10 protein-coding genes are annotated in these 17,115 nt (G+C 50.7%); 2 read left to right on the top strand and 8 right to left on the bottom strand.

Annotation, left to right across the window (positions count from 1 at the left end; all coding sequences use genetic code 11):
* Positions 1-892: 892 nt before the first annotated feature.
* Entirely contained in the window at positions 893-4,018 is a 3,126-nt protein-coding gene (locus ACKI3C_RS11945; RefSeq protein ID WP_407405348.1) for a leucine-rich repeat protein, read from the top strand.
* Between the two features lie 141 nt (positions 4,019-4,159).
* Entirely contained in the window at positions 4,160-5,287 is a 1,128-nt protein-coding gene (locus tag ACKI3C_RS11940) for an acyltransferase (protein ID WP_407405346.1), read from the top strand.
* Positions 5,288-5,381: 94 nt separating this feature from the next.
* On the opposite strand, the gene ACKI3C_RS11935 is transcribed toward ACKI3C_RS11940, so the two are convergent.
* From ACKI3C_RS11935 to ACKI3C_RS11900, 8 genes are all read right to left on the bottom strand, one after another.
* Complete coding sequence (locus ACKI3C_RS11935; protein WP_407405344.1) at positions 5,382-6,164, bottom strand: ABC transporter ATP-binding protein; 783 nt, start codon at positions 6,162-6,164, stop codon at positions 5,382-5,384.
* Positions 6,164-7,216 (bottom strand): iron chelate uptake ABC transporter family permease subunit, encoded by a 1,053-nt coding sequence (locus tag ACKI3C_RS11930; protein WP_407405342.1) that lies wholly within the window; start codon positions 7,214-7,216, stop codon positions 6,164-6,166. The genes ACKI3C_RS11935 and ACKI3C_RS11930 overlap by 1 nt, the downstream gene beginning before the upstream one ends.
* Positions 7,207-8,301, bottom strand: coding sequence for an ABC transporter substrate-binding protein (locus ACKI3C_RS11925; RefSeq protein WP_407405340.1), 1,095 nt, complete (start codon positions 8,299-8,301; stop codon positions 7,207-7,209). The genes ACKI3C_RS11930 and ACKI3C_RS11925 overlap by 10 nt, the downstream gene beginning before the upstream one ends.
* A gap of 313 nt (positions 8,302-8,614) precedes the next feature.
* Complete coding sequence (locus tag ACKI3C_RS11920; protein ID WP_407405338.1) at positions 8,615-9,007, bottom strand: DUF4878 domain-containing protein; 393 nt, start codon at positions 9,005-9,007, stop codon at positions 8,615-8,617.
* 26 nt (positions 9,008-9,033) lie between these two features.
* Positions 9,034-9,702: a YiiX/YebB-like N1pC/P60 family cysteine hydrolase gene (locus tag ACKI3C_RS11915; protein ID WP_407405336.1), complete on the bottom strand. Its 669-nt coding sequence runs from the start codon at positions 9,700-9,702 to the stop codon at positions 9,034-9,036.
* Positions 9,703-9,861: 159 nt separating this feature from the next.
* Positions 9,862-11,577 carry a RagB/SusD family nutrient uptake outer membrane protein gene (locus tag ACKI3C_RS11910; protein ID WP_407405333.1) on the bottom strand — a complete coding sequence of 572 codons (1,716 nt, stop codon included), beginning with the start codon at positions 11,575-11,577 and terminating at the stop codon, positions 9,862-9,864.
* A gap of 67 nt (positions 11,578-11,644) precedes the next feature.
* Complete coding sequence (locus ACKI3C_RS11905; protein WP_407405331.1) at positions 11,645-14,941, bottom strand: SusC/RagA family TonB-linked outer membrane protein; 3,297 nt, start codon at positions 14,939-14,941, stop codon at positions 11,645-11,647.
* A gap of 702 nt (positions 14,942-15,643) precedes the next feature.
* Positions 15,644-16,963, bottom strand: a complete 1,320-nt coding sequence (locus tag ACKI3C_RS11900; protein WP_407405329.1) for a tyrosine-type recombinase/integrase — start codon at positions 16,961-16,963, stop codon at positions 15,644-15,646.
* Positions 16,964-17,115: the final 152 nt, after the last annotated feature.

Here is a 17,115-nt window from a genome sequence, read left to right as displayed (position 1 = left end):
CCGGCAGGACAATACCTGAATAACCCCCACCGCCGAACGAAGTGGCGGTGGGGGAAGAAATGCAACATGCACCGCGTCCAGCAGGACGCTAATCGGAGCAAATAGGTGAGGCTCAAATGGTTTCACATGCTAAAGTTGAGTTAAATCAGAGCAATCTGTTGTAACTATACTACAATAGATTTTTTTGCAGATTCCCCGCGGGGATCTCACATGATTTTGTAAAGAGAGGCTGAAACCCGACACGCAGAACCCAGTTCTGCACATAACCCTGTCCTAACTGAGCGCAAGCGAAGGCAGGGCAGGGTAAACGCGATACACTATACTGCGGTTGAAGACCGCAACCTCGAAATGTGCAAGGTAGCGGTCTTCAACCGCGATTTTGTCACACTTTACCCCCCCCACCGGCAGACCGCAGGGCTGCGGCCAGCGGTTAACCAAAGTTACGACCTCCCCGTGGCCTAAAAAATCCACTATATATATATTCAATGAAAAAATCAGTGAGTTCAGTGAGATCCGCGCGGGGAGTTCCATTGCTGAATAGTTACTTTAAATAATTAGTTGTCTAAAAATAAATTAACTATTCTAATTATTTTAATTTCTGAAAAATTTTAATCGAAATCTGCTTAATCTGAATTAAAAATCCCTTATTTCTGTTTCTGCTTTTATGTGTCAATAGACCGCAGCACAGATTAAGCTGACAGTTTCATCGTGCATGCCCTTGCAGTCGCCAGTTGTGACGTTATTTTTGAAAAAAAATCACAAAAATCACTCTCCTTAATGATTTTTTTATTATATTTGTGTGTTCATTTGCATTGCTATGCTTTTGAACAAACCATTACCACATAAACTGACTGAAATTCAACTCTAATTATTAACTATAAAATTAAAAACTATGAACATGAAGATTACTAAATCAACATGGCTTCGCAATTTAGCATTAGGTGCTATGTGCCTCATGGTTGCCCCCATTGCCAGTGCTGCTAGCATCACTGTGGATGGCATCAACTATACCACTAGCAAGCTCAATGCTACCGTTGCCAAGTACACCATCAAGAAAGCCACTGCGACCACTCCGGCCGACACCGCTTTCTACACTGGTGACATCGTGATTCCTGCAACATTTGAGTACGGCGGTGAGACCTACACCGTTGTTGCAACTGCTGCCAACGCATTCTTGGATTGCAAGGACTTGACTTCTCTCAAGTTGCCCGAGACCTGCGTTACAATCGCTCGTAACAGTTTCAAGGGTTGCTCTAGCCTCAAGGTGAGCCCCATCCCCGTGACTGCAACTTCTATTGGTACTGGCGCGCTCAACGGTTGCTCTGGTCTTGAAGAACTCACAATCCCCGTGGGTTGGGCTGGTCCCATGATCAGTGAAGACCTTGCTGGATGTGCAAACCTCAAGAAACTTATCTTTGCCGACAGCGAGACTCCTTTCAAGATGAACTTCGAAGCATTCGGTAAGACCGATGAGGCTCGCGTAGCCAACAAGTCTATCGAAGAAATCTACTTCGGACGCGACATCGACGCTTCTCTTTATGTAAGCAACTTGCAGCCTTTCCACAACCTGTCTGCTCTCAAGAAGATTACATTTGCAGGTAATGCAACTGCACTCAGTGGCACAATGTTCCAGGGCTGTACTGCTCTTGAGACTGTTGAGTTTGCCGAGGGCAACACCATTGCTACAATCGGTGGTCTTGCATTCCAGGGTTGCTCAAGCCTCAAGTCTATCGCACTCCCCGAGGCTGTAACTTCTATCGCCGACAACACTTTCAACGGCTGTAAGGCTCTTGCTTCTGTTCAGCTGGGCCAGGGTGTTACATCAATCCTCAACAATGCTTTCTACAACACTGGCCTCACTTCTATTGAGTTGCCCGCTTCATTGCAGTCAATCTCTAGCCAGGCGTTCATGAATAGCAAGCTGGCTGGCACTCTCACTCTCCCCGAGGGTCTTACAAGCGTGGGCGAGCAGGCATTTGCAGGTACTAAACTCGAGGGTGTGGTAATTCCTTCTACAGTTAAGTCAATAGGCAACGCCGCATTTGCTCCCATCACCTCTCTCGCAGCAATCACTCTTGCCGAGGGCAACGCTGCATTTGCTATAAACGATGGCGTTCTCACTACTGCCGATGGTGCTCGTCTGCTCGTGACAGCACACAAGGGCATCAAGGCCACTGCACTCGACGCTCCCGTTGTAACCAGCATCGACAATTATGGTCTTGCTTATTCTCCCTACGAGGAAGTCAACATTCCTGCCGTTGCCACAATCGGCAACAACGCATTTACAGGTGCTAAGGTTAAGAACTTCTCTCTAAAGAGCGGCGTAAACGTGGGCACTAACGTGTTTGCCAACTCTGCTCTCGAGTCTATCGTTATCGAGGAAGGCCGCAACGAGATTCCTCAGGGTCTGTGCAACGGTTGCCCCGTTCTCACTAGCGTGACTCTCCCCACAACAACTACCAACGTGATGCAGAACGCGTTTGCTAACTGCGCTGCTCTTGCCGAACTCGAGATTCCTGCCAACGTAAACTACATGGAGCCTGGTTCAGTACCCGCAACTATTGCTAAGCTGCGCGTGCTCAACGCTAACGTTCCCGTGCTGGCTAACGGCGTGTTCGCCGCTACTCAGAGCGAAGTTGAATGTAAGGTTGCTGCCAAGTCGGTTGACTCATTCAAGGCTGCCGACCAGTGGCAATACCTCAACGTGATTGCCGATCCCACTATCGTGGCTAGCGGTTCAACCCTCGGCTGCCCCACTGGTCTCTACTTCGCAACCAAGGACGGCAAGCTCATGTATAAGAGCGAGGACGGTGACGTTATCGACACTCAGTTTGAAACAGGTGTTCACCCCTTCAGCCTTGCTAGCTACAAGAACCGCATCTACGTTGCCGACGCTGGTAAGAACTTCCGCTATCAGAGCCCCACTGCTGGTGCTGGTGACGGTCAGCTCTTCTATGTTAACAACACCGACGGCATCTTCTACCGCGTGACCGTGCTCAACAACGTGGGTTACGAGGCATTCCAGGATCCCTTCTCAATGGCTATCGACAAAGAGCTCAACAAGATCTACATCGCCGACCGCAACGTGGGTATCCACGAGATGAGCGCTGATGCAGTAGGTCTCTACGGCGAACAGCCCTTCTTCTTCCAGAACAACTGGCTCCCCTACTACAGCGACCAGTGGTCATACGGTGCTATCGGCGCAGGCCTCACCAAGACTGTTGATGCCGAGAAGGGCGACGTTTACTGGGTAGGTAAGAAGTTCAACGGCTTCGGTATCTATCGTTTCCGCAACGGCGGCGCTTTCAACGACATCTATCCCGATGGTGGCGCTGGCAAGACTCAGCACTTCAAACCCACCCTCAAGGGCTACCAGATCACTACCTTCTACATCGACGAGAAGAATGGTTATCTCTACTTCTTCCTCCAGGCCGACAAGGAGAATGGTACAAACGTAGTTCCTGGTATCTATCGTCTGCCCATGCAGGCTATCTATGACGACGACGCTAAGGGCGATGCTGCCGAAGGCGTAAGCTTGGCTGCTGCAACTCTCGTTGACAACGCTCCCGTACTCAAGGAAGGTGACGGCGACGAGGTTACTGGTGTTACACAGATCACTGGTGACGGCGAGAACGTTTACTGGGCTTACATCGCTCCCAAGAGCGCTGACGACGTAACTCTACCCAACAGTGTAGCATTTGACGCAGAGAATCCTCTCCACAAGAGCGGTATCAAGTGCGTTAAGGTTGCCGATGAGACACAGACTGTTCAATACGCAGTTGAAGACGTTGAAGCTTATGGCGTGACAGGTGCAACTTACGTGCCCGACAAGCCCGACTTCCTGAAGGGTGACGTTAACGGCGACGGCGAGGTTGACATCACCGATGCTAACCTGCTCATCAACATCATCCTCGGCAAAGACGCTGACATATACGAAGGACGTACCGACGTAGATGGCAACGGCGAAGTTGACATCACCGATGCAAACATGCTCATCAACATCATCCTCGGCAAATAATCCGTTGAGATTACAAACCTCTATAATAAAACAAACCGGTGCGAAACGCATCGGTTTGTTTTATTTGTTTTATTATTGTAAACAATTAATTTTTCATACCTCCAATTTTTTGTATCTTTGCAACAAAATAACCATATAACTATGACAAATAGTTCAAATTCTACAGGCGGACGCATTGTTTTCGCCGATTGGTTAAGGGTGGTGGCATGCTTCCTTGTGATGCTTGTACACGCAAGTGAGAACTTCTATGGAGCCGATGATTCAGGCCTTGCAGGCAACATGTCGAAGCTTGCCAATGAGAGCAACCGCTTCTGGGTGGCATTCTATGATGGCGGTGTTGCGCGCACGTGTGTACCTTTATTCATAATTATATCAGCATTCCTGCTCGTACCGATGAAACAGGGCGTCACAATGACCCAGTTCTATAAGCGTCGTTTCACTCGCATTCTGCCTCCAATGATTATCTTCATGCTCCTTTACACCTTCCTGCCACTTGCATGGGTAGGAATGACTTGGGATCAATCCATGGTCGATCTGAAGATGCTGCCATTCAACTTCCCTTCAATGGCCGGACACCTTTGGTTCATGTATCCACTCATTTCGCTCTACCTGATAATCCCTGTCGTTTCGCCTTGGCTGGAGAAAGCATCGGCAAAGGATGAACGCACGTTCCTTTATATCTTCTGTTTCTCTACACTGCTGCCTTGGCTACACCGTTTTGTGTCGCCTGAACTGTGGGGCGAGTGTTTCTGGAACGGCTTCTCAATGCTCTGGTACTGTTCAGGATATCTGGGTTATCTGGTACTGGCACATTACATCCGTTACCATCTGAAGTGGAACCGTTCGAAGCGAATGAAGATTGGATCATTCTGCTTCCTGATAGGAGCAGCCTTCACCGCATGGTCGTTCTGGTTTAAGGGCACTCCGGGGGTTGCCATCGAAACCCCAATGCTGGAGTGGTCGTGGGAGTTCTGTACTCCAAACGTGCTTTGTGCCACCTTCGGAGCGTTCTTGCTCTTCACCTGTATTGAACAGAAAAAAGCACCAGCCATCGTTACTGGTATTTCGAAACTGTCGTTCGGAATGTACCTTATGCACCTGTTCTTCCTTGCTCCAATCGCAGCCTTCTTTGTGAATGGCAATGCAGCCGAGCCTATTTTGCCAGTGTGTATCACTATTCCAGCCATAGCTATTCTAACCTTCATCTGCTGCGCAATCACCTCAAAACTGATATCGCTTCTACCAGGTAGCAAGTGGATTATCGGATAAAACAATAGGACCATCAAAGGGTATATAGGTGAGGGCTATAATTATGTCGAGGCGATTTTGAGATGTGTTCTATCCTTGAATCTGTATAACACACCTATACATGCTCGTAGTCAAGTATCGTGGGGTTGAATCTGATATTGGGCGACGGGAAGAGTCGTTCCATTGCGCCCTGTTCCACCAACTCGCGGGCAGTGCCAGTAAGCACCTCACGGTCGTGGGTAATGAGCCACAACTCATCAGCCTTGAGCAGCGACTGCGACATGTCATGGCTACTCAACAACACAGCCTTGCCCTGCTTGTGGGCAAGATTGCTCAATAGTTCCATAGTCTCAATGCGGCTGGCCACATCCAGGAACGCTGTGGGTTCGTCAAGGACAATTACAGGTGTTTCCTGTGCCAATGCGCGGGCTATCATGCACTTCTGCCTCTCGCCATCGCTCAACGACGACGTGTAAGAGTTAGCCTTGTGAGCCATGCCCACGCTTTCGATTGCATGCGCCACCACTTCATGGTCATGTTTGCTCAAACGTCCCAGGAAGCCTGTGTGTGGCTGACGGCCCATCTCCACCAGTTCGGTCACGGTGAGTCCTCCGGCAGCAATACGATCGGTTGACACCAGCCCCATGAACCTAGCGCGCTCGGACAGCGACATCTCCGTCACATCACGCCCGGCATAGCACAACTTGCCTGCTAGCGGACGCGTGTCGCCCGTGATGGCGCGCAGCAATGTCGATTTGCCGGCACCATTCATGCCCAGCAACGCCACCAGCGTGCCTTCGCACAGGTCAAGGTTTAGCCCTGCGAGCAACTGCACAGCCTCGTTGCCACGCTTATAGCCCACTGCCAGTCCTTGTGTAGATATGAGTGACTTTGCCATCAGTTGAAATATTGTATCTTGCGACGGTTAACAATCAAGTAAATTATTATTGGCACCCCTATGACAGGCGTGATGGCGTTGATGGGTATCACGCCATGCTTTCCTGCCACGCTGATCAATGTGCACAACAGTGCAACGCATGCACCTGCCAGCATCGTGGCTGGCAAGAGTCGCGTGTGGTTGCTCGTGCCGAGCATCAAGCGTGCCACATGAGGCACCACCATGCCCACAAACCCTATGGGACCGCAAAAGGCTGTCACCACAGCAGTGAGCACACCAGTGACTAGCAACAGCATGTTGCGCGAGCGGTTCACGTCAACACCCATATTAGTGGCATAACGGGTGCCCATGAGCATTGCGTTAAGAGGTTTGACCATGAGCGACGCTGCCACTAGCGAAATGACTATGAGCGATGCAAACACGGGTAACTGCGTCATGGTCACTCCCGAGAATGTGCCGAATCCCCATGCCACGTAGCTTGAGATGCCTTCTTCGGTAGCAAGGCTGTTGAGCAGCGATATAATGCTTGACGCAAGGTAGCTAACCAGTATGCCTATGATAAGCAGCACCGTGCTGTTTTTCACTATTGAAGAAAATGCGATAAGTATAGCCAGCACCACCCCGGCACCGACTAGCGCACCGAGCAACGTAGCCACATAACTGCCCACCGTCTGCCCGAAAATACCGCCCACTGTACCTCCCATGGCTAGCATAACGACAGCCACGCCAAGCCCGGCACCTGTCGATACACCCAGTATCGACGGACCAGCCAACGGATTGTTGAATGTGGTCTGGAGCAACAGGCCCGATACCGACAATGCGGCGCCAGCCAGCACTGCCGTGGCAATCATGGGCAACCGCGTCTCCATGACGATTATATCCCACGCCTCGTTGCCGCTACTGCCGCCTGTCATGACCGCCCACACGTCGCCGGCAGGGATATCAACCTTACCCACCAGCATGCACGACACTGCAAGCACCAGCAATGACACTGCAAGCAACACCATCACGGTTACTGCGCGACGAGTGCTATGGCCTTGGGTTACTTGCATGGTGCATAGAATATTAATGAGTCATTATTTCCGTCAAAAATGTTGCAGTATTCGGCCAGCAACAGCTCTGGATGGAACGGGAATCGCTCGAAAAGTCTGGTTGCATTAGTGTCACAGCAATACACCTTGCGGTTTTTGAAGGCATCAAAACGGTCGTTTAATTCGTAAGCACCTTTCAAGTCGGCATACGAGTTGATGTTGAACGACTTCACTAGCCACACGTCGGCATCCTTGGCTTGTGCAAGCACTTGGGTGAAATCAAGCGACAGCGATCCGCTGTGCTCATCATCGGCCCAGGGGTAATTTCCGCCAGCGTCCTTTATTATCTGTGCCATGTAACTCTTGCCGCCGGGCACATTCCACACGCCGCTGATTACCGTCTCGGTGAGCACTTTGGGGTGAGGTTTGCCATGGGCTGCACGTTCGTCGCGCAACTGCTCGTAGGTCTTCACAACATTGTCAAATATCTTCTCGGCTTCGCTTTCCTTTCCCACTAGCGCGCCATAGAACTTTATCCACTCGGCACGTCCCAGCGGCGTTTGCTCCATGTAGTCGGCACACTCGATGAGAGGTATATTCAGCGACGTGACTTGACCGTAGTTAGCATCTTGATAGGGCGACAGCAAAATGCCATCGGGGTGCATTTCTATCACCTTCTCAATCGTGGGTGACATGCTCGACCCACAGTCGGCAACTGTGCCTTCCTGCACGCGGGCAAGAACCAAACTATCGGTGAAATACTGCACATCAGTGACTCCTTTCACCGCATCGGCAGCACCGAGTTCGGCAAGAATCCCGGTGTGCACGGCCGAATATACAAGTGCATTCTTGATCGGGGTGCGCACGACAGTTCCTTCGGGCAGCGAATCAGGCAAATCCTTACCGGCAGGAACCAGCACATAGCGGTGTAGCGTCCCCTCGCCCCAAGGGTTGGCAATGGTAGCCAACGTGTAGCCGCCATGCTTGCTCATAGTGAGTAACTTGGCATGGGTGAGCATGTTCTCGCCAGCATCTTTGTCGCTCGACACGGTGCTACACGCCCCCAGCACACACGCCATAAATATGAAATATAACACTTGCTTCATTTTGTCATGATTTGAATTACAAAATTACTACTTTTTTGACAATATCCTATCATAACAGCTACTGTTTTTCTCAACTAAAACGATAGTTACAACAGATTGCTCTGATTTAACTGAATAAGAAATTATTCTAATTATTTTAATTTCTTTCAGTTATTATTAAATCCGTGTTATCAGTGAGATCCGCGCGGGGAAATTACCAAAAATACCATTGCTGAATAGTTACTATATGGGCACAATTTTTCTCCTGGACCAACTAAAAAGGCTGCACGGGGTTCCGCACAGCCTTTTTATTAGGTTTGGTAATCAGCTAGGATTATTTCTTAGCCTTCATGTACCACTCTTCACCTACCTTAACGCACTCTTCGGTTACGTTGTTCTTCTCACCGTTCTTCTTGGTTACCTCAACAACAACAACGCCGTTAGCCTTGTCTTCCTTTACAGTCTCTGAAAGGATAGAGAACTCAGTGATCTTGTTGTCGGCAGTGTCGCGAGCAGCGAGGTTGTCGGCAAAAGTTTTCTGCTGGTCAGCTGAGAGGACAGCGCCTTCTGAGTTGCAGCAGTGCTTGAAAGCCTCAGCATAGTCGCCAGCTACTACAGCAGTGTAGTAAGCGTCAACAGCCTTTGAGGGACCATCACTCTTTGTACATGCGCTGAATGCAATCATTGCGCCAATGGCCAAAACGAGGCCTAACATTACTTTCTTCATAATAAGTAAAATTTTTTGGTTAGTAATTAATTTAATTGTTTCTTTCTAGTGTCAAATTTCTTTCTCTCCTTGACGTGCTGCGACGTCCAGATGTCCTCCGGGTATATCACGTTGGGCGTTTCTTTTCCGTCGAGCAGGTCTATTCCTTGCGACTTGTAGGCCAGCCACACGAGTTCCGAGCAGTAGATTTGTGTGGTGTCGGCCGTGTTATAGTCGTTGTCAAAGATGACTTTGTCTTCTCTCTTCTTGAGTGCGGCTTTCATTGCCGCAACCGCGGTGGCGGAGTCGCAATCGACGCGCGCTGTGGCTCCAGCCATTGCCCTGTCGGTGTTGTAGAACACGCTTATGGGCTCGCACACCATGTATTCGGGCTGCCCTTTGGTGGCTTCGCCTGGCACTGCATGAATCACCATCCATCCGTCGGGCGAGTCATAGGCGATACCCACATGTGAGTAGTCGCTGTTGCTTGTGCTGGTGACCACAAGGCTCTCGCCGGCGAGGCCGTTGCGGAACACGAGGTCTCCGCTTCGCATCCCGGTGGTGTCGTAGAGCACTTCGGTATAGGATATCTGGAGTTTCTTTTCGCGCCATCGCGCCCAGCCCCACATGCCTGCCATCAGCACTGCAAACCACACCACAGCCCACAGGAGGATTTTGAGCCAACTTTTAACGTGTTTTATGCCTACAATGTCCATCAAGTGCAAATTTAGTTAAAAAAAACAGAATAGCAAAAAAAATCTCACAAATTAGGTGTTATTTCCCTCTAAAAAGTAACCGCCTGCACCGTTGTTGTGGTGCAGGCGGTTGTTATCATGGTGCCACGCCGCTAGGCGAAGCAACTGATCATGAGAGTATTACCAGCCGGGGTTCTGGCCGATCTTGCTGTTGAGAGTCTTCTGTCCGTTGGGGATGGGGAACAGGAGATACTTAGCGTCGTAGATACGGTCGTTGCCGTTCTTGCAGTTGATGTAACCATCAGCGTCAACAGTGATCTGGCTCATGTCGATGCCGTCAGTAGCCTTGACGTTGCCTACGTAAGCACCGCGGCACTGGTCGGGATGCTTCTGAGTGTCGAGGAGGCTGAGGAGGTTCCAGCGCTGGAGTGAGTAGTAACGGTCGTTCTGGCAGTACATCAACTCAACGCGGCGCTCGCGGCGGATCTCGAAGATGATGTTGCTCACGCCCATGTTGTTAGCGGGGTCAGCAGCTACATCAATTGTGAGGTCGGGCATGCCAACGCGATGACGAAGCAGGTTGACAGACTTGTTGAGGTCGTCGTTAGTGATTGTGCCGAGCTCAGCGCAAGCCTCTGCATAGTTCAGAAGGATCTGAGCATACCAGAAGATGGGAGCGTCGGTAGTGTTAGTGCTGATTGACTGGCGGTCAGTGTTGGGCATTGCGTTAGTGTCGAACAGGAGGACGCCGTAGCCAGTTGAAGAGGTTGACTGAGCGCCACCGAAGCGTGCGTAACCGCAGCCGGGGAACTGGAGGATGTGGTCAACCTGAGCAGCCAGACGGGGGTCGCGCTGTGCGAGAACGTCGCTGATGTCGATGAAGCTAGCCTCGCCGAAACCTGAGTTGTCGTCGAGCTTAACGATCTTACCAGCCTCGTTCTTGTCGCAAGTAGTGGTAGCTTTGGGCTTACCATCCTTGAACAGGTAGCTGTCGAATGCGTCCTTAGTCATGCCGTGAACCTGAGTTGAACCGCAAGTGTAGTCAACAGTTGCGTGACCGAGCACGTTGTAAACATAGTGCTTGTACATGATCATCTCCTGGTTGCCAGCGAGGTCGAGCTGGTCGAAGTTAGACTTGAAGTCAGTGTTGGGGTGGAATTTATCAGATTTCATGATAACACCACAAGCAGTCTTAACCTCTTCCAGATACTTGTTGGCGCGAGCAACGTCCTTAGTCACATACTTGCTGTAAGTACCCTCGAAGAGACAAACCTCAGCCTTCATAGCGTTAGCAACGTAAACGTTGTAGGCAGTGCGAGAGTTCTCGTTAGCAGTGATCTTCTCGCAAGCGAAGTTGATGTCCTTGAGCACGTTGTCCATAACGGTGTTGCGGTTTTGACGCTCGCCGTAGAGGATAGCCTCGTCGGTAACGTCGAGAACCTTGTCAACCCAGTAGCAGTCGCCGAAAGCGCGCACCAGCTTGTAGTGCTGCCAGCCGCGGTACAGGCGTGCGAGACCTTCCCAGTTAGACTTGCTTGCTTCGTTCATGTCAGCGATGTTGGGCAGAGCTGCAAGAAGGGTGTTGGCACGACGGATCTCAGTGTAAGGATTGTTCCATGTTGCAGATGTTGCGGGAACATTGGTGTAGGTCCACTCCTGAGTACCAGTTGTACCCTGGTCGTCGTTCAGGAAGTTGAAGTAGAAGTTACCATAGCTACCGCCGTTGCCGTAGCCAGAGAACTCATTGTAGAAGTAGTTGGCAAAGAGCTCTACATTCTTCTCACTAGTGAAGAAGTTGTCTTTAGTAAACTGATCGTAGGGTTCGGTGTCGAGCAAGTCAGAGCAAGACGACAGCATCAACCCAGCAGCTACCAATAATAAATATGTTTTTTTCATAAAATTATTATCCGTTAGAATGTTATTAATTCAATGCATTAAATTGACTTAAAAGTGTCATGCTTGATTAGAGGTCGATCTGGATACCGAATGAATAAGAACGCATGATAGGATCTGTACGTCCCCAAACACCATTGCCAAATGAACCAACACCGGTGTTGATTTCGGGATCGAGGCCTGTGCCCTTGTTGTGGTTGATCAGGTCGAATGCGTTGTTGATAGAAGCGTAAACGCGAACCTTGTCAAGTGTGATCTTCTGAGTGAGAGCCTTGGGCAGAGTGTAACCTACAGTGATGTTCTTCAGACGGAGATAAGACATGTTAACGAGGTACTTAGTCTGAGGATAGAAGTTGTAGCTACCGCCGTCAAGGATAGAAGTTGAAGCTGAGCCCTGGGCAGCGCCACCACCCCACAGGCGGGGGAAGTCCTTGCTCTGGTCGATAACGCCAGCAGCAAATTCAGCCTCGGTTACATAGCTTGTCTGGTTAGCATAGATAGCGTCTTCACCACGCATCATAGGCATAACGAATGCTGACTGAGTCCACATGTCGCGCTTGCCCACGCCCTGGAAGAACAAGTCGAGGTCGATGCCCTTCCAGTCGCCACCCACGCGGAGTGAGTACTGGTAGCGGGGAGTGAAGTTTCCGATCTTCTTGAGGTCACCGTGGTTCTCGGGAGTACCGTCGCCCCAAGTAATCTTGCCGTCGCCGTCGAGATCCTTGAACTTAACATCACCAGGACCGTAAACGAATGAACCCTTCTGGAGGAGTGACTGGTCGGCTACGCCTTCCTTGTAAATCCACTTACCAGCTTCGTTCTTGCCGTTGAAGTCGTTGAAGTCGAAGTAGCGGTCAGTTTCGAAGCCCCAGATCTCACCGTATTCCTTACCAGTGTAGGAAGTGTTGATGAGGTTGTTGCTGTCCCACTGAGTCACCTTAGTCTTGTAGTCGCTGATGTTGGCAGTAGCATAGAAGTTTACGTCGCCGAAGCGGTGACGGTAGTCAACAGTGAGTTCCCAGCCGCGTGAACGGAGTGAACCTTCGTTGCCGTAGGCAGCGCCAGTACCGAGCACTGAGGGAAGTTCCTTGCCAGGAGCAAGCATGTCCTTAGTGTCACGCTGGAACCAGTCGAATGTTACATTGAGCTCGCCGCGGAGGAAGCCGAGGTCAAGACCGATGTTGGTAGTGTTGATAGTCTCCCAAGTGAGAGTAGCGGGAACCATCTTGGGCATGCCAAAGTAGTCATACTTAGCCGAGCCAGTGCCGAGCCAGTTAACACCTGCGTTAACCTTGCTCATGGTCTCGAGGAACATGTAGTCACCTACAACCTGGTTACCGATTGAACCATAAGATGCGCGGAACTTACCGTTGCTGATGTACTTCTTAGCGGGCTCGAAGAATGCCTCTTCGCTGAAGCGCCAACCCAGAGATGCAGAGGGGAAGAATGCCCACTGTGAGTTCTTGGGGAACTGGCTTGAACCGTCGTAGCGGCCGTTGAGCTCGAGCAGGTAGCGGCCCTTGTAGTCGTAGTTGATGCGGCCGAAGAAACCAGCTGAACCCTTGTGAGTGTGAGTGTGAGAGTAAGTGTACTCAGTGTCGGTCAGAGCGAGCTCGGGCAGGTTAGTGTCGAGCATGTTCCAGCGCTCGTAGTACAGGTACTCGAAGTCTTCCTTCTCAACGTTAGCACCAGCGAGGACGTTCAGGTTGTGAGCGTCGTTGAAGCTCTTGTTGAAGTTGAAGTAGCCGTTGAACACGTGGTTAGTCTTGTCCTCGTTGCTAGTCTCGATGAAAGTAGTGGTGTTGAGAGTAGCAAGGCTGGGGTTAACGCCCCAAGTGTTGAGGATAGTGCTGGGAAGACCGATGCCCTTGTACTTCATGTGACGACGCATGAATGTGTAGTCGGCATTGAAGGTGAGGCCGTGCTTGAAGTCAACCTTAGCAAACGCACCGAGGCGCATGTTGTCGGTCTTCTGGTAAGCATCGCCGGCAGTCTTGCGGAAACCGATCATCTGGCGGCCGTCATACTGCTTGCCATCTTCGCCTGTGATGTAGCCGTAAGGGCCAAAGAATGAACCCCAGCGCCATACATACTGGTAAGAACCCTGACCCTGAACGTAGGGATACTCAAAGTCTTTGTTGCTGTAGCTTGTGCGAACACCCACCTGCAGCCAGTCGGTTGCCTGAGTGGTGATGTTGGCAGTCGCATTGTAGCGCTTGATCTTGTCGGGGTTGAAGTTCATCAGGTTCTGCTTCTGGTTGTAGTTGCCGCTGATGAAGAAGTTGGTCTTGCCACTTGTACCTGTGATAGACAGGTTGTGGTTCTGCGAGGGAGCAGCGTTGTTGAAGATGATGCCGGGAACGTCCCAGTTAGCATAGTAGCCATACTCATCATAGTCGTCGCCGAATACCATCTCGCGGTAGCCAGCCTTGGTGTCGCCGTGCTTAGCGATCCAGTTGTTCATACCCTTCTGGAACTGCTCGCTGTCCATGTACATACCGAAGAGCTCGGCAGCGTTACCCTTGCGATAGTTAGCATCGATGAGGGCCTGTACCTGAGTGGGGACGTTGGGGTAAGAAGGAGTGGTTGTAGCCTGGCTCCAAGCGAAGTTGTCCTTGTAAGAGATCTTGATCTTGTCAGTTCCCTTACCGCTCTTAGTAGTTACCATGATAACACCGAATGCAGCGCGAGTACCGTAGATAGAGCTAGAAGCTGCATCCTTGAGTACAGAAATGCTCTCGATGTCGTCGCTGTTGAGGTAAGAAAGATTCTCCACGGGTACACCGTCAACGATGTAGAGGGGAGTAGAAGTACCGTTGTTAGAGAGGGTACCGATACCACGGATAACAACGCTAGCGTCAGCGTTGATGTCACCGTTAGAGTTGAGGATGGTGAGGCCGGGGACAGCACCCTGCAGGGCCTTAGCAACGTCGCTCTCGCTCTTAGACTCAAGAGACTTGCTAACATCCACGTTGCTAACGGCACCTGTAAGGTTAGCCTTGCGCTGCTGGCCATAACCTACAACCACGAGCTCGTCGAGCTGAGCCTTATCCTCCTCGAGGACCACGCGGCCAGCGCTTGAAGCATTAACTGTCACTGTCTTGTAGCCGATGAAGCTCACCTGGAGCTTAGCGTTGCCGGCAGCCTTCACGCTGAAGTTACCGTCCATGTCGGTTGCAGCACCCTGGATAGTTCCCACTACCTGGACGCTAGCGCCGATAATGGGCTCGCCGTTTTCATCAACAACAGTACCTTTCACGATTCCGGCAGAAGCCGAAACTGCCTGGGGAGCGGGAGCTGCATAAGCTAAATTAGCGCCACCGCACGCAAGCATTAGAGCGCCCACAAGGGCAATCTGTTTTTTCATACGCACTTTTTTGATTGGTTATACAATAATTAGTTTTAGTTATCTTTGTTTTGTTTTTTTTTGTTCTAACTCACTTATATTCCAGAGGTTAACTTTGTCTTATAAAGCGTGTTTCCTTATAAAAAAACATACTTTCCCACTAATACGGGTTGCAAAAATACAAATATTCCACCAACTGACAAAATTTTTTCTGAAAAAATGTGAACAAAGCAAAAAAGATTGACAAAAGAAAAGTTCCTTGCCAATTGCCTTACTGCTCCCTCGCAGAGCACTAACCCCATGAAAAAACTTACTGCTCCCTGCGGGAGTGTTACCATACGCATGATTTGATTTTTGACAGAAGAACAAAAGAACAAAAGGAAATTAAGAACTCAACTTTCGTGGGTTAATGTGATTGTCGCTATTTATTTGTCCGGCAGGACAATACCTGGATAACCCCCACCGCCGAACGTAGTGGCGGTGGGGGAAGAAACGCAACAAGCACCGCGTCCGGCAGGACGCTAATCGGAGCAAATTGGTGAAACCCAAATGGTTTTAACATGCGAAACTAAAATTAAGAATTTATTCTAATTTCTGGAGGCTAAATAAAATCTGCGCAATCAGCGTAATCTGCGAGAGAAAAATCCCCGAGTTCCCCGAGTTCCCCGAGAGGAAAAAACATATCGACTTGTTTTTGCTGCCGTGGCGGGAAAATGGCGAGTTTCATTCAAGCATCTCCACCAGTTCGCGGCAAGTGTCCTCGTCAATGTCGCGGTAGCGGCTGAATGCCCTCGAACCTTCGGTGTGCCCTGTCAGTTTCCCTATCAGGTTGGGGTCTTTTACTTTCTTGTACAGGTTCCCTATGAAACACCGTCTTGCCATGTGGCTGCTGGCTACGTCGCAAATGGGGTGCAGCTCGGTGGCGCCTGTCGTGGGGTTTATCACCGAGACCATGCGGGTGATGCCTGCCTGGCGGATGACGGCCTTGATGTCGCAGTTATATTTGTGTCGCGACGAGAACGGAAACAAAGGCATCGGGGCTGGGCGGGAATGACGGTGCAGTATCTCGAGTGCGACGGCATTGAGCGGGACCCTCAGCGTGGTGGGGCGTCGGCCTGCCGTCTTGGCGGGAATGTATTCCAGCGTGCCGTCCACGATGTTGTCGCTCGTGAGGCGATACAGGTCGCCCACACGCATGCCCACCATGCACTGGAAAATGAAAATATCGCGTTGGGCCGCCAGTTTTGGGGTGGGCGAGAAGTCGTGTGAGTACAAGCTGTTGCGCTCTTCGACAGTGAGGAAAAACGGTGTTCCGTACACGCTGTTCTCGATGGGGCGTGTCTTGAACGGGTTGTTGGCGGTGTGGCCGTGTTTTATTGCCCACAAGAAAAACGAACGGAGCATGCGCATGAGGCATGTCACGGCATTGTTGCCACGTTCTTTGGGCATTCGGCTGCCAGGCACAGTTTCAACTGTTTTGCGGTATTTCGGGTCTTTGGCAAGGATGTGCTCGCTGCGCAGGAAATCTTCTATGCTGTCAATGTCGCCGGCGCTGAATTTGGCAAGTGTGAGCCGCCTGCAAGCGTGTGCCTCGTAGCGCATGAGGGCGCGTCGCAGCGACTTGAAGTGCATGATGCGTGACTGCGAGAACCCCGCCTGCTCAATGTAGGTGTCCATGACTGCAACGACCGAGTCGCTCTTGCCCTCGGCAGGTTTGTTGCCATCCAGCACTTGCCGCAGCCATCCGGGGGCAATGTCCTCTTGGGGTGTCTTGTAGAAGGCTTTCAGCACCCGTGACTTGATGCTGTGGAGCGATGATGCCTGATGGGCTAATTCGCGCTTGATTTTCTTGCGTTCAGGAGTCATGTTGCGCCACTTGGGCAGAGTCAGCTCTTGTTGTTTCTCGTTCCACAGCGTGGCTGGGACCCAAATGTGCGTGCCGCATCGCTGGTTGATCTTGCCGTGGTAAAAGCGCATCATTATCTCCCGCATGTTGGTCGTCTTGTCGCTGCGTTTCGACAGGTGTAGTGAGATTCTTGCCATAAATTTTTAAAATACCTCAAATCCGCAGTATAAAATTTGTTAACGTTTTTGCACGCGTTAGAGGGGCATCGCCTGGCCGGATCGGTGGCAACGTGCTAAGTTCTGTGTGTTTTTGTCACGAGCGGGCACACTGCCCCTTTCCCCAATCCTTT

The sequence above is a fragment of the Sodaliphilus sp. genome (assembly GCF_045598405.1).
GTDB classification, from domain to species: Bacteria; Bacteroidota; Bacteroidia; order Bacteroidales; family Muribaculaceae; genus Sodaliphilus; species Sodaliphilus limicaballi.
The sequence above is the reverse complement of the archived record's forward strand: the minus strand, read 5'-3'. Positions and strand labels throughout refer to the sequence as shown.